This window comes from Pseudomonas chlororaphis subsp. piscium, assembly GCF_003850345.1.
Classification (GTDB): Bacteria; Pseudomonadota; Gammaproteobacteria; order Pseudomonadales; family Pseudomonadaceae; genus Aquipseudomonas; species Aquipseudomonas piscium.
In genome coordinates this window covers 791549-805024 of the sequence record NZ_CP027707.1, presented here as the reverse complement: position 1 = coordinate 805024, position 13476 = coordinate 791549, and the positions used below count along the sequence as shown (strand labels likewise).

The window sequence follows — 13476 nt, the reverse complement described above, 5'->3', positions numbered from 1 at the left end:
TGGAGGCCTTGAACATTCCGATAGGTCGCTAACTATTAAAAAGACCAGGTAAATCCGTCAGGCCAGCTTGACCGCATAGCCTTCTTCGCTGATCAGGCTGATCACCTCGTCGGCGGACAAGCGGCTTTCCACACCCACTTCCCTGGCCCCGAGATCGACCTTGACGCTGGCCGCCGGATCCTTGCTCTGCACCGCCTGAGTGATGGCCCGGACGCAGTGACCGCAGGACATACCTTCGACATTGAACACTTGCATGACGCTTCTCCTGTTGTGAGGGTTGTCGCCAGTCTTGGCCTTGCCACCATGGCAAGGTCAAGTTCCGGATACATCTGCCGGGCTGGCAATAGTCCACGCGCTCGGCCAAGCTTCACCCTCAATGACACGACACTAGGAGATTCAGCCATGCGCTGGTCGGTTATCAGCCTGTTCAGCCTCCTCGGCCTGATCGCGGCCACCCCTTCGGTCAACGCCGCCGGCGAGGACTACGGCGTCCTGATCATTTCCCGGGAACGACTGGAAGTCGCCACGTCCTGCGAAATCGGCCTGTACATCGAGGACCAGCTGGCGGGCCGGCTGTTCCAGGAACAAGCCACGTCCTTCAACCTGCCGCCGGGCAAAGTCTCGTTGCGCCTGAAACTGCTGCCGGGGCAGGTGCCGGGCTGCAACCCGGGCATGCTCGCGCCGGGCTCCCAGGACATCAGCCTCAAGGCCGGCGACGTACTGAAGTTCCGCATCGCCATGAGCCCGTCGGGCCTGAACCTCCAGCGCACCGGCCTGGGATATTGAGGCACCGGGTCGTCGCCTGCGCCCTGTCCCTCCCCGGAACCGGCACGGGCGACGATTCAGATTTACCCCCCGAGACAGATTGAAGCACCCCGCACCATGGCGCTTGACCTTGCCAACATGGCAAGGTTGATCCTGTAGACAACCGTTTACAGGGAGTGTCAGTGATGTCCGAATCAACCACTTTTGACCTGCCGATTGCCGGCATGACCTGCGCCAGCTGCGCCGGGCGCGTGGAACGCGCCTTGAGCAAGGTCGCGGGCGCCATGGCCGTCAGCGTCAACCTCGCCACCGAACAGGCCCGTGTCCAGGCGCCCAGCGACAGCCTGCCGGCGCTGATGGCCGCCGTGCAGGACGCCGGCTACAGCGTGCCGGCCCACAGCCTGGAACTGAATATCGGCGGCATGACCTGTGCTTCCTGCGTCGGCCGTGTGGAACGCGCGCTGAACAAGGTGGCGGGGGTCACTCGGGTCAGCGTCAACCTGGCCAACGAACGCGCGCACGTCGATCTGCTGGGGCATGTCGATAGCGCCGACTTGATCGCCGCCGTCAGCAAGGCGGGCTACTCCGCCACCCTGTGGCAGGCCGAACACCCCGAACGCGACGATCAGGAACAACGCCTGCGGCGCGAACGCTGGTCCCTGGTGCTGGCGATCCTGCTGGCCCTGCCGCTGGTGCTGCCCATGGTGGTACAACCCTTTGGCCTGCACTGGATGCTGCCGGCCTGGGCGCAGTTCGTCCTGGCCACGCCGGTGCAATTCATCTTCGGTGCGCGTTTTTATGTCGCCGCCTGGAAAGCCGTGCGTGCCGGCGCCGGCAACATGGACCTGCTGGTGGCCCTGGGCACCAGCGCCGGTTATGGCTTGAGCCTGTACCAATGGGCTATCACCCCCGCCGGCAGCATGCCGCATCTGTATTTCGAGGCCTCGGCCGTGGTGATCGCCCTGGTGCTGCTGGGCAAGTACCTGGAAAGCCGCGCCAAGCGCCAGACCGCCAGCGCCATCCGCGCCCTCGAAGCCTTGCGCCCGGAGCGGGCGATCCTGGTCGTCGATGGCCGTGAGCGGGACGTGGCGATCAGCGCCCTGCGCCTGAACGACCTGGTGCTGGTCAAGCCCGGCGAGCGCTTCCCGGTGGACGGTGAAGTGGTCGAAGGCCAGAGCCATGCCGACGAAGCCCTGATCAGCGGCGAGAGCCTGCCGGTGCCGAAACAGCCTGGCGACCCGGTTACCGGCGGCGCCATCAATGGCGAAGGCCGGCTGCTGGTGCGGACCCTGGCCCTCGGCGCGGAAACCGTACTGGCGCGCATCATCCGCCTGGTGGAAGACGCCCAGGCCGGCAAGGCGCCGATCCAGAAACTGGTGGACAGAGTCAGCCAGGTGTTCGTGCCGGCGGTACTGGTGCTGGCCCTGGCGACGCTGATCGGCTGGTGGCTGTATGGCGCGCCGCTGGAAACCGCGCTGATCAATGCGGTGGCGGTACTGGTCATCGCCTGTCCCTGCGCGCTGGGGCTGGCCACGCCGACCGCGATCATGGCCGGCACCGGCGTCGCCGCCCGCCACGGGATTCTGATCAAGGACGCCGAAGCCCTGGAGCGCGCCCATGAAGTCAGCGCCGTGGTCTTCGACAAGACCGGCACCCTGACCTCAGGCACGCCGCGCATCGCCCATCTGGATGCGGTCGATGGCGATGAAGACCGCCTGCTGCAACTGGCTGGCGCCCTGCAACGCGGCAGCGAGCACCCGCTGGCCAAGGCCGTTCTCGACCTGTGCGCCGAACGCCAACTGGCGGTGGCCGACGTCAGCGCCAGCCAGTCCCTGACCGGTCGCGGCATCGCCGGCACCCTGGACGGCCGCCAACTGGCCCTGGGCAACCGGCGCCTGCTGGAAGAAAGCGGCCTGCAGGCCGGCGACCTGGCAGCCTCGGCCCAGGCCTGGGAAACCGAAGGCCGCACCCTGTCCTGGCTGATCGAACAACAGCCGCAACCCCGTGTACTGGGTCTGTTCGCCTTTGGCGACACCCTCAAGCCCGGCGCCCTGCAAGCGGTGCAACAACTGGGCGCGCGCCATATCGGCAGCCACCTGCTGACTGGTGACAACCGCGGCAGCGCCAAGGTGGTCGCCGAGGCCCTGGGCATCACCAACGTGCACGCCGAAGTGCTGCCCGCCGACAAGGCCGCCACGGTCGCCGAACTGAAAAAGACCGGCGTGGTGGCGATGGTCGGCGACGGTATCAACGACGCCCCGGCCCTGGCCGCTGCCGATATCGGCATCGCCATGGGTGGCGGTACCGATGTGGCGATGCACGCGGCGGGGATCACCCTGATGCGCGGCGATCCGCGCCTGGTGCCGGCGGCCCTGGAGATCAGCCGCAAGACCTATGCGAAAATCCGCCAGAATCTGTTCTGGGCCTTCGTCTACAACCTGATCGGCATCCCGCTGGCGGCGTTCGGCCTGCTCAACCCGGTGCTGGCCGGGGCGGCCATGGCGCTGTCCAGCGTCAGCGTGGTGAGCAATGCGCTACTGTTGAAAACCTGGAAACCCAACGACCCGGAGGACGCCCGATGAACATCGGCCAAGCAGCCCGCAAGAGCGGCCTGAGCGCCAAGATGATCCGTTACTACGAGTCCATCGGCCTGCTCAGGCCGGCCCATCGCAGCGACAGCGGCTACCGCCTGTACGGTGACGACGACCTGCACAGCCTGGCGTTTATCAAGCGCTCGCGGGACCTGGGGTTTTCCCTGGAGGAAGTGGGCAAGCTGCTGACCCTGTGGCAGGACCGCCAGCGCGCCAGCGCCGATGTCAAAGCCCTGGCCCGCCAACACATCGACGAGCTCAACCGGAAAATCGCCGAGCTGGCCGGGCTGCGCGACACCCTGCAGGACCTGGTGCAGCACTGCCATGGCGACCACCGCCCGGATTGTCCGATTCTCAAGGACCTTGCTTCGGGTGGGTGCTGCGCTTGATGTAGCGGCTACCGTGGGCTGCGATCGGTCTGGGCGGCATTCCGTGCGAAGAGGACGTGTTCTTCGAGATCGCTGGAAGGCTCTTCGAGCCTTATCGCAGCCTATCGGCAGCGGCACGTGATTCACGGGCACAAAAAATCCGGCTTTGGCCGGATTTTTTGTGCCCGTGAATCACTGCATCCAGGGTGGAGGCGGTGGCTCCTCGGACTTGGTCGGTGGCGCGTCGTCGGCCAGGCGCATGGCCTGGCGCCGCTCCTCGTCCAGGCGCGCCGCCTCGATTTCCCGCAGCACGCCGCCGACATCCGCCAGTTCTTCCGGATCATCGAACTCGCCGGTCAACACGCTGGCCGGGTGCAGAGTGCCGGCTTCGTACAGCGCCCACATCTCCTTGGCGTAACGAGTGCGCTTGAGCTCCGGGGCAAAGCGCCCGAAGTAGGACGCCATGTTGCCCACATCCCGCTCCAGCATGCTGAAGGCGTGGTTGTTGCCCGCCGCATCCACCGCCTGGGGCAGGTCGATGATCACCGGACCGTCGGGGGTCAGCAGCACGTTGAACTCGGATAGGTCACCGTGCACCAGGCCGGTACACAGCATCAGCACGATCTGGGAAATCAGGAAGGCGTGATATTCGCGGGCCTGATCCGGCTCCAGCACCACGTCATTCAGACGCGGCGCGGCATCGCCGTATTCATCCGCCACCAACTCCATCAGCAGCACGCCTTCGAGGAAGTCGAACGGCTTGGGCACCCGCACGCCGGCGTTGGCCAGGCGGAACAGCGCCGCCACTTCGGCGTTCTGCCAGGCGTCTTCGGCCTCCTTGCGGCCGAACTTGGACCCCTTGGCCATCGCGCGAGCCTGACGGCTGTTGCGCACCTTGCGGCCTTCCTGATACTCGGCCGCCTGACGAAAACTTCGTTTGTTCGCCTCCTTGTAAACCTTGGCGCAACGTAATTCGTTGCCGCAGCGCACCACATAAACAGCTGCTTCTTTACCACTCATGAGTGGGCGCAGCACCTCGTCGACCAGACCGTCCTCGATCAGGGGTTCAATGCGTTTTGGAGTCTTCATCAGCTTTTATCAGGGGTCCTTTATTACCAAACACGCGAATGTCACTCGTTATACGGCAATCCTCGCACCACGGGGAGAGGTTACCGACCTGCGACCGGACGGATGCACTCAATGTGCCAGATCGCCACGCCCTGCCGAATCGCCCGACCGAGCAGAATCATAGTCGAACGCGCACCAACTGCCCGTCGACCAAGATCGGCGCCGCTGGGACCAAAGCAGGAACACCGGCGTTTTTTTGCCGCTGCCTTTTCTTTTTCCCGGCCCTCAATTTTCCCTTTCGGCGGCCGACGTTATCAGAACAAAAGGAGCTTGTTCGACAATCTGCAAGAAACAGCACCACCAGGGGGTTACCCGGCACCCGGCACAAAGGACGCCACGCCACTGCAAGATTCCAAGGCTGCCACCAATCCGCGAGTCATTCGAGCATCGTGGGCATACAAGAAAAATTATGGAGCGCGGATGAACATCAAACAGAAACTGACCTGGGCGTTTGCAATCATCGCCTGCTTGCCAGTGGTGCTGGTCGCCACCCTTGTGGTTCTCAATCTGCGCAGCGATGCCAAGGATGATTTCGTCGATAGCAGCGGTCGCGAGATCCGTCAGGTCAGCAATGCCATGCAGATTTTCTTCGACAGTATCAGCCAGAACGTCGACTACCTGGCCTCCCAGCCGTTGATCGCCAATACCGACGACAGCCTGAAGAACTACAGCAGCGCCAACGCCGAGCAGATTCCCCAGGGCGACATGGACAAGCAGGTGTTTGCCCTGCTCGAGCGCCTGGGCAGCAGCCACCCGGCCTACGCCTATGCGATCGTCGGCACCGATGCCGGCGGCTACGTGTCCTGGCCGGACGACCCCAAGCTGAACAACTACGACCCGCGCCAGCGCCCCTGGTACAAGACCGCCATGGCCAACCCGGGCAAGCCGATCCGCACCGCGGCCTACTACTGGGCCACGGATGACGCGACCTATGTCAGCACCGTGCGCACCATCGCCAACAAACTGGGCAACCCGGGCGGCGTGGTCAGCATCGACGTGACCCTCAAGCAGCTCACCGAAATCGTCAAACAGATCAAGCTCGGGGAAACCGGCTACCTGATGCTGCTGGAAAACAGCGGCACGGTGCTGGTGGACCCGAAACAGCCGGAGCACAACTTCAAGGCCCTGGGCAGCCTGGGCGAGGGTTACGCGCAATTGGCCAAGGCCGGCAAGGGCCTGGTGGAAGTCGAACTCAACGGCGAGCGCTACATGGCCAACGTCTGGCCATCGGAGCAACTGGGCTGGACCTTCATCGGCCTGATCAAGCAGAGCGAAGTGATGAGTTCGGCGACCCAGCTGACCTGGCTGGTGGCGATCATCGCCGGGGTCCTGGCGCTGGTCTTCGCGGTGGTCGGCGCCAGTTTCGCCAGCCTGATCGTGCGGCCGATCCGCAGCGTGGCCAGCGGCCTGGAAGACATCGCCCAGGGCGAAGGCGACCTGACCCGCAACCTGGACATCCGCGGCCGCGACGAAACCGCGCAACTGGCCAGCTGGTTCAACCAGTTCCTGGCCGCCATCCGCAACCTGATCCAGAGCATCGGCCAGGCGGCGCACAGCATCCTCGCCACCTCCCACAGCTCGACCCAGGTCTCCAGCGACATGGCCGAAGCCGCCGGCCGCCAGCGCGAAGCGGTGGACATGGTCTCGACCGCCTTCCACGAGATGGTCGCCACCGCCAACGAAGTCGCTCGTTCCTGCAGCCAGGCCGCCGAGTCGGCCGACAGTGGCCAGCGCCAGGCCCGCGAAGGCCAGCAACAGATCGATGCCGCGGTGCACAGCGTCGACCAGTTGAGCCAGGAAATCGAACAGTCGGCGCAATCGATGCAACAACTGGAACGCGACAGCAACGACATCCAGTCGATTCTCGGCACCATCCGCTCGATCGCCGAGCAGACCAACCTGCTGGCCCTCAACGCCGCCATCGAAGCAGCCCGCGCCGGTGAGCAGGGTCGTGGTTTCGCGGTGGTCGCCGATGAGGTCCGCGCCCTGGCCAAGCGCACCGCCGACTCCACGGCCGAGATCGACAGCCTGCTGGGCAACCTGGCCAAGCGCACCAGCGCGGTGACCCAGCAGATGCATGCCAGCCTGGAAGTTTCCCAGGAGTCGGTGAACCGCATCGGCCTGGCGCGCGAAAGCTTCGGTCAGATCCGCGAATCGGTGGACGTGATCCGCGACATGAACACCCAGATCGCCACCGCCGCCGAAGAGCAGCATCAGGTGGCCGAGGACATCAACCGGCACATCAGCCAGATCCATGGCGATGCGCAGTTGGTGGCGGAACTGGCGAACTCGGCGCGCCTGGATTCGCAGAGTCTGGTGGGTCTGTCCAACGAACTGGACAGCCTGGTACGGCGCTTCAGGACCTGACGAGCGCTGCAGTGCTCGCTCCTCCTGGAGGAGCGAGCCTGTCACCAGCACAACGCCTGGGCCCTCAGCGCTCGATAATCGCCGTCACGCCCTGGCCACCGGCGGCGCAGATCGAAATCAGGCCACGCCCCTTCCCTGCCACCTCCAGCAGCTTCGCCAGGTTGGCGACAATACGCCCGCCGGTGGCGGCGAACGGATGCCCGGCCGCCAGCGAACTGCCTTTGACATTCAGCCGGCCGCGGTCGATGGAGCCCAAGGGCGCGTCCAGCCCCAGGCGGCTCTTGCAGTAGTCCCCATCCTCCCAGGCCTTGAGCGTGCACAGCACCTGCGCGGCGAAGGCTTCATGGATTTCGTAGTAGTCAAAGTCCTGCAGCGTCAGGCCGTTGCGGGCCAGCAAACGCGGCACCGCGTAGACCGGAGCCATCAGCAGCCCCTCCGCGCCGCGGACGAAATCCACCGCCGCCGCTTCGCCGTCGCGCAGGTAGGCGAGGATCGGCAAGCCACGTTCCTTCGCCCATTCCTCGCTGCCCAGCAGCACCAGGGACGCACCATCGGTCAACGGCGTGGAGTTGCCCGCGGTCAGGGTGCCCTTGTCGCTGCGCTCGAACACTGGCTGCAATGACGCCAGCTTTTCCAGGGTCAGGTCCGGGCGCAGATTGTTGTCGCGAGTCAGGCCGAGGAAGGGGGTCATCAGGTCGTCGTGCCAACCCTCGGCATAGGCAGCGGCCATTTTCTGATGGCTTTCCAGCGCCAGTTGATCCTGCTCGTCGCGGGGAATGTTCCAGGTCTGCGCCATCAGCTCGCAGTGCTGGCCCATGGACAAGCCGGTACGCGGTTCGCCATTGCGCGGCAGTTCCGGCTTGAGGTGCTGGGGGCGCAGTTGCAGGAAGGTCTTGAGTTTGTCGCCCAGGGTCTTGCCGCGGTTGGCCTGCAGCAGGATCTTGCGCAGCCCTTCGTTGACCCCGATCGGCGCGTCCGAGGTGGTATCGACGCCACCGGCGATGCCGCAGTCGATCTGCCCCAGGGCGATCTTGTTGGCCACCAGCAACGCCGCTTCCAGGCCGGTGCCACAGGCTTGCTGGATATCGTAGGCCGGGGTGGTCGGCGACAGCCGCGAGCCGAGCACGCATTCGCGGGTCAGGTTGAAATCCCGGGAATGCTTGAGCACCGCGCCAGCGGCCACCTCGCCCATGCGCAGGCCGTGCAGGTTGTAGCGTTCGATCAGGCCTTCCAGGGCCGCGGTCAGCATGGCCTGGTTGCTCGCGGTGGCGTAAGGACCATTGGAACGGGCAAAGGGGATGCGGTTGCCGCCGATAATCGCAACACGACGCAGCTGAGTCATGGAAAGCTCCCTATTCTGTGAATGGCACAACCGACAAGCGTAGGTTGTATCTCAAGGATCGAACGACCTAAGACCCTTCGTGGTCCACACTTTGAACCCCAGTTCCTGGAGAGTGTTCCATGTCAGATCGTTACATCGACTTCGCCAACTCGTCCATCGGCCACCGCCTGGTCGGGGCCCTTGGCCTGCCGTCGCCGGTACGTCTGGAGCGCTGGCAGGCCGGCCGCATGCGCCCGGTCGAGGGGGCGCTGCTGATCGGCGGCGGCCCGCTGACCCAGCAGGTCGGCGCCATCGCCTCGCGGCTGACCGAGAGCATCTACAGCTACGGCACCGATCCGACCCTCGCCACGGCCTGGATTCCCGGCCACGGCCCCAGGCTCAAGGCCGTGGTGTTCGACGCCAGCGACATCCTCCAGACCGACCAGCTCAAGCAATTGCGCGAATTTTTCCAGCCGTTGATGAAGAACCTCGAACCCAGCGCGCACCTGGTGATTCTCGGCCGCGCCCCGGAAACCCTCGGCGATCCGTTCGCCGCCAGCGCCCAGCGCGCCCTGGAGGGCTTCAGCCGGTCGCTGGCCAAGGAGCTGCGCGGCGGCGCCACCCTGCAATTGCTGTACGTCGGTGACGGTGCCGAAAGCCAGCTGGAAGGCGCGCTGCGCTTCTTCCTCTCGCCGAAAAGCGCTTACATCTCAGGCCAGGCGATCCGCCTGAACCCCTGCGCCACCCAGGTCCAGGACTGGACCCGGCCCCTGGCCGGCGCGCGGGCCCTGGTCACCGGCGCGGCGCGCGGCATCGGCGCCTCGATCGCCGAGACCCTGGCCCGGGATGGCGCCCAGGTGGTGCTGCTGGACGTGCCCGCCGCCAAGACCGACCTCGAAGCCCTGGCCGCGCGCCTGGGCGGCCACGCGATCACCCTGGATATCTGCGCCGAAGACGCCGCGACCCGGCTGGTGGAACAGTTGCCGGACGGCATCGATATCCTGGTGCACAACGCCGGGATCACCCGCGACAAGACCCTGGCCAACATGACCCCGGAATTCTGGGACGCGGTGCTGGCGGTCAACCTCAACGCCCCGCAGGTGCTGACCAAGGCACTGCTGGACAACGGCACCCTGCACGACAACGGCCGGGTGATCCTGCTGGCGTCCATCAGCGGCATCGCCGGCAATCGTGGGCAGACCAACTATGCGGCGAGCAAGGCCGGGCTGATCGGCCTGGCCCAGTCCTGGGCTCCGCTGCTGCAGGAGCGCGGCATCAGCATCAACGCCGTGGCCCCGGGCTTTATCGAAACCCAGATGACCGCGCACATTCCGTTCGCCCTGCGCGAGGCCGGGCGGCGCATGAGTTCGCTGGGGCAAGGCGGCCTGCCGCAGGATGTCGCCGAAGCCGTGGCCTGGCTCGGCCAGCCGGGCAGCGGCGCGGTCACCGGACAAGCGCTGCGAGTCTGTGGGCAAAGCGTATTGGGAGCCTGAACATGAGCCTGCAATGGAATGAGCTGGATACCCCGCCGAACCTGCCCGAGCTGTACTGGAAGGCCGCGACCCGCCGCAAAATCACCGGCACCGAGCTGCCTGAATATGGCCTGCGCCGCCAGGTGAGCGTGCAACCGGCGAAGCTTGCGGCCTATCGCCAGGTCTGCGGTTTTGCCGAGAACGGCCTGCTGCCGCCGACCTACCCCCATGTGCTGGCATTCGCCCTGCAGATGCAGTTACTGACCGCCAAGGACTTCCCCTTTCCGCTGCTGGGGCTGATCCATCTGGCCAACCGCATTCGCATCCTGCGGCCCATGGGCGGGGTCGGCGACCTGAGGGTCGGGGTGCGTGTGGACAACTTGCAGCCCCATGCCAAAGGCGCGGTGTTCGATCTGTTGACCAGCGTCGAGGACGCTCTCGGGCCTCTGTGGGAAGCACAAAGCCGGATGCTCTGTCGGGGTGTGAAACTGTCGGGCGAGGCTCCTGCCGAAGAGCCCCAGGACGAGGCCAGCCTCAGCGAGCTGACGCGCTGGCAAGCCCCCGCCGATATCGGCCGGCGTTACGCCCGGGTGTCCGGCGACTACAACCCGATTCACCTGAGCGCGGTGAGCGCCCGAATGTTCGGCTTCCCCCAGGCCATCGCCCACGGCCTGTGGAACAAGGCGCGGACCCTGGCGGCGTTGAGCGAGCATTTGCCGGCGGCCAATATCGAGATCGCCGTGGACTTCAGAAAGCCGGTGCGCCTGCCCAGCGAGGTGTGTCTGCTGGCAAGCGCCGCGGGTTCGAGCGGTGACCTGCGCCTGACCGGCGCGGGCGACCTGGAGCATATGAGCGGGCATTGGCAACCACTGGCCTGAGCCTGCCTCAACCGCGACGAATCAGGAACACCCCTGCCAGGATCAGCACCAGCCCGGCAATTTTGCCGAGGCTGATGGGCGCCTCGCGAAAACCCGCCCAGCCGAAATGGTCCAGCGCCAGGGCCATGCCCAACTGCCCGGCCAGCACCAGGGCCATGAACAGCATGGCGCCGATCCGCGGGCCGGCGAAGGCCGCGGTGGCAATGAAAAACGCCCCCAGCAGACCGCCGCACCAGTGCCACCAGGTCAGGCTCTTCAAGGCCGTCAGGCCGGGCACTTCGCGCTGGGCCATGGCCAGGATCAGCAAGGCCACAGTACCGACAAAAAACGAGATCAGCGCCGCCGCCAGCACGCTGGAAACCTGCTTGGCCAATTGGCCGTTGATTCCCGCTTGCAGGGGAAGGAAAGCACCGGCAATAACCGGCAGGCAAAGCAGCCACCAGACAGGGGCAGGCATAAAGTTTCTCCATAGAAAAAGCCAGGCTACGGATTATAAGCCAAGTTGACGCCAAATCCGTGGCGGGGCCGCCAGACAATTAATTGTATATATATAACTTTCGTCAAGGCACCCTGAGACCTCGAAAATGAAAAACACAAAACACTGATTAGTAAGGACTTACTAAAAACATTTCCGCCCACCACACCTTTGGCATTAGTCCCTCCGCAGGAGCAAAAACAGCCGATATATAAGTTGTTAATACCAAGTTGAGAATGGTGAAAAAAAGTACTTGGACCTTTGATAGCGACAACGGACGAAAACATCTCCAGCAACAGAACTGGGGAGTTATCGAAAACAACAAAACGTTGTAACAGGTGCAAGGAATCTCACTCATGAAAACTCAAGTCTGGTTGAAAACAAGCACAGCACTGGCCCTGATCCTGGCCCTCGGCCTGACCGGCTGCAGCAGCGGCGGTGGCGGCCACAAGAGCAGCTCCGGCAGCTCCTCGCCTGACAGCGCGGCAGGTACCGACAGCGGTGCCGGTGGCTCTGGCGGGTCCGGCGACGGTTCGGGTGGTACAGGCGGATCCGGTGGTGGCACTGCTGGCACTGGCGGTACTGGCGGAACGGGTGGCGGTACCGCAGGTACAGGCGGGACCGGTGGAATCGGCGGTGGTACAGGTGGGACCGGCGGTGGCACCGCAGGGACGGGTGGCACTGGCGGGACCGGAGGCACGGGTGGCGGTACCGGTGGAGGTGGCGGTACCGATCCGACCAACCCAACCAATCCGACCGACCCGACGACACCCACCACCACCCCGTTGGTCAGCTCGACCCTGGTGTCGGACCTTGGCACCACCATCAGCGGTGTCGGCGATGGCGTCAGTAACCTCAGCAACGCATTGACCCCGCTTCCGGTGGTCGGCGGTGTACTGCAGAGCGCAGTGAATACCACCGGCAATGTGGTCGATACCGTGGGCGATGGCCTGACCAACGGCCTCGGCCAACTGGGCAGCGATCCACTGGCCTTGACCAAGACCACAGCCATAGTCGGCAACGTAGTGACCGATGTCGGCGGTGGCGTCTCGGACCTCAGCGGCAAATTGAGCACCGCGACCAGCAGCATTCCCCTGGTCGGCGGTGTGGTCACCAAAGTGGCCCCGGTGCTCGATGGCGTCGGCGACAAGGTCACCATGCTGGGCAACACCCTGAACACCATCACCGGCAGCGGTCCGTTGGGCTCGCTGACCAACAGTGTGGGCAACAATGCCCTGGTCCCGGTAGTGACCCTGACCGAAGGCCTGACCGCCAAGGTGGCCAGCGCCACAGGCCTGAGCGCCCCGGTCAGTGGCCTGATCGCCAAGGTGGCGACGACAGTCGATGGCCTGGGCGACAAGGTTACCGCCACCGGTAATGGCAACCCATTGACCAGCACCCTGGGCGGCACCCTGAACAACGTCGCCACCACCCTTGGCAATACCGGGGGCCTGGCGACCACGACCGCTCCAGGCACCGGTGGGGGAACCATCGGTGGCACCGGCCTGCTGGAAACCGTCGGCGGCGCGGTGGTCAACCTGGGTAACGGCTTGAATGCCGGCAACACCAACACCCTGGTCAGTGCCGCGGGCGTAAGTGGTGCCTCGGTCGGCAACGTAGTGGCCTCGGTGGGTGGAGCCCTGGGCGGTACCGGTGTGGCCAATGTCGGCGCCACCGCGCCACTGGCCGGCGTCGGCGCCACGGTCGGCGCGGCGTTGAACCCGGTCACCACTACCGTCACCGGCCTGACCCAACAAGTAGGCGCCACAACCGCAGTGGGCAGCCCCGTCGCCGGTCTGCTCACCCAGGTAGGCGGCGCCGTCAGCACGGTAGGCAGCACCATCACGGCCAGCGCTCCCAACCCTGTGGTGAGTACCGTCGGCCAGACCGTCAACACCCTGGGCGCTACCGTCGCCACGGTCGGCACCCTGGTCAACGGTGGCACCACCAGCGGCAGCGGGACCACGGGCACCACCGGCGCGCTGGGCGGTGTGCTCGGTGGCTTGACCGGAGCCCTGGGCGGCACCCGATAAGCGTTTTGCACCTGGCCGATTCGACGGCCCTACCTACAGCGCCTACGCTTGGTTGGAGACGAGGGATTCGATTGAGTC

At 65.2% G+C, this 13476-nt stretch carries 11 protein-coding genes and 1 pseudogene; 8 read left to right on the top strand and 4 right to left on the bottom strand.

Annotation, left to right across the window (positions count from 1 at the left end; genetic code table 11):
- Positions 1-57: 57 nt before the first annotated feature.
- Positions 58-255 (bottom strand): heavy-metal-associated domain-containing protein, encoded by a 198-nt coding sequence (locus C4K38_RS03585; RefSeq protein WP_007923288.1) that lies wholly within the window; start codon positions 253-255, stop codon positions 58-60.
- 147 nt (positions 256-402) lie between these two features.
- Here C4K38_RS03585 and C4K38_RS03580 point away from each other — a divergent pair, with 147 nt between their 5' ends.
- The 3 genes from C4K38_RS03580 (at position 403) to cueR (ending at position 3745) form a co-directional block, all read left to right on the top strand.
- Positions 403-786 carry a hypothetical protein gene (locus C4K38_RS03580; RefSeq protein WP_053277305.1) on the top strand — a complete coding sequence of 128 codons (384 nt, stop codon included), beginning with the start codon at positions 403-405 and terminating at the stop codon, positions 784-786.
- Positions 787-950: 164 nt separating this feature from the next.
- The gene (locus tag C4K38_RS03575) at positions 951-3347 is read left to right on the top strand and encodes a heavy metal translocating P-type ATPase (RefSeq protein ID WP_053277304.1); all 2397 of its coding nucleotides are present in this window, start codon (positions 951-953) and stop codon (positions 3345-3347) included.
- Positions 3344-3745, top strand: a complete 402-nt coding sequence (cueR, locus tag C4K38_RS03570) for a Cu(I)-responsive transcriptional regulator (protein WP_009046808.1) — start codon at positions 3344-3346, stop codon at positions 3743-3745. The genes C4K38_RS03575 and cueR overlap by 4 nt, the downstream gene beginning before the upstream one ends.
- A 171-nt stretch (positions 3746-3916) precedes the next feature.
- On the opposite strand, the gene C4K38_RS03565 is transcribed toward cueR, so the two are convergent.
- The gene (locus C4K38_RS03565) at positions 3917-4813 is read right to left on the bottom strand and encodes a PA4780 family RIO1-like protein kinase (protein ID WP_053277303.1); all 897 of its coding nucleotides are present in this window, start codon (positions 4811-4813) and stop codon (positions 3917-3919) included.
- 102 nt (positions 4814-4915) lie between these two features.
- On the opposite strand from C4K38_RS03565, the pseudogene C4K38_RS32830 reads away from it, so the two are divergent.
- Together C4K38_RS32830 and C4K38_RS32825 are read left to right on the top strand one after the other, a co-directional pair.
- Positions 4916-6313: pseudogene (locus C4K38_RS32830) on the top strand (cache domain-containing protein); the annotation flags it as partial.
- Positions 6314-6451: 138 nt separating this feature from the next.
- Entirely contained in the window at positions 6452-7219 is a 768-nt protein-coding gene (locus C4K38_RS32825) for a methyl-accepting chemotaxis protein (protein ID WP_414860335.1), read from the top strand.
- A gap of 64 nt (positions 7220-7283) precedes the next feature.
- Here the strand turns inward: C4K38_RS32825 and C4K38_RS03555 are convergent, their stop codons facing one another.
- Positions 7284-8561 carry an acetyl-CoA C-acetyltransferase gene (locus tag C4K38_RS03555; protein ID WP_053277301.1) on the bottom strand — a complete coding sequence of 426 codons (1278 nt, stop codon included), beginning with the start codon at positions 8559-8561 and terminating at the stop codon, positions 7284-7286.
- 119 nt (positions 8562-8680) lie between these two features.
- Here C4K38_RS03555 and C4K38_RS03550 point away from each other — a divergent pair, with 119 nt between their 5' ends.
- Both C4K38_RS03550 and C4K38_RS03545 read left to right on the top strand, forming a co-directional pair.
- On the top strand, positions 8681-10033 hold the full coding sequence (locus C4K38_RS03550) for a 3-oxoacyl-ACP reductase (RefSeq protein WP_053277300.1): 1353 nt from the start codon (positions 8681-8683) through the stop codon (positions 10031-10033).
- A 2-nt stretch (positions 10034-10035) separates the two neighbouring features.
- Positions 10036-10890, top strand: a complete 855-nt coding sequence (locus tag C4K38_RS03545) for a MaoC family dehydratase (protein ID WP_053277299.1) — start codon at positions 10036-10038, stop codon at positions 10888-10890.
- A gap of 7 nt (positions 10891-10897) precedes the next feature.
- On the opposite strand, the gene C4K38_RS03540 is transcribed toward C4K38_RS03545, so the two are convergent.
- A complete protein-coding gene (locus tag C4K38_RS03540) occupies positions 10898-11347 on the bottom strand; it encodes a DMT family transporter (protein ID WP_053277298.1) in 450 nt (149 codons plus the stop codon).
- A 374-nt stretch (positions 11348-11721) separates the two neighbouring features.
- Here C4K38_RS03540 and C4K38_RS03535 point away from each other — a divergent pair, with 374 nt between their 5' ends.
- Entirely contained in the window at positions 11722-13398 is a 1677-nt protein-coding gene (locus C4K38_RS03535) for a collagen-like triple helix repeat-containing protein (protein ID WP_053277297.1), read from the top strand.
- The last annotated feature ends 78 nt before the right edge of the window (positions 13399-13476 follow it).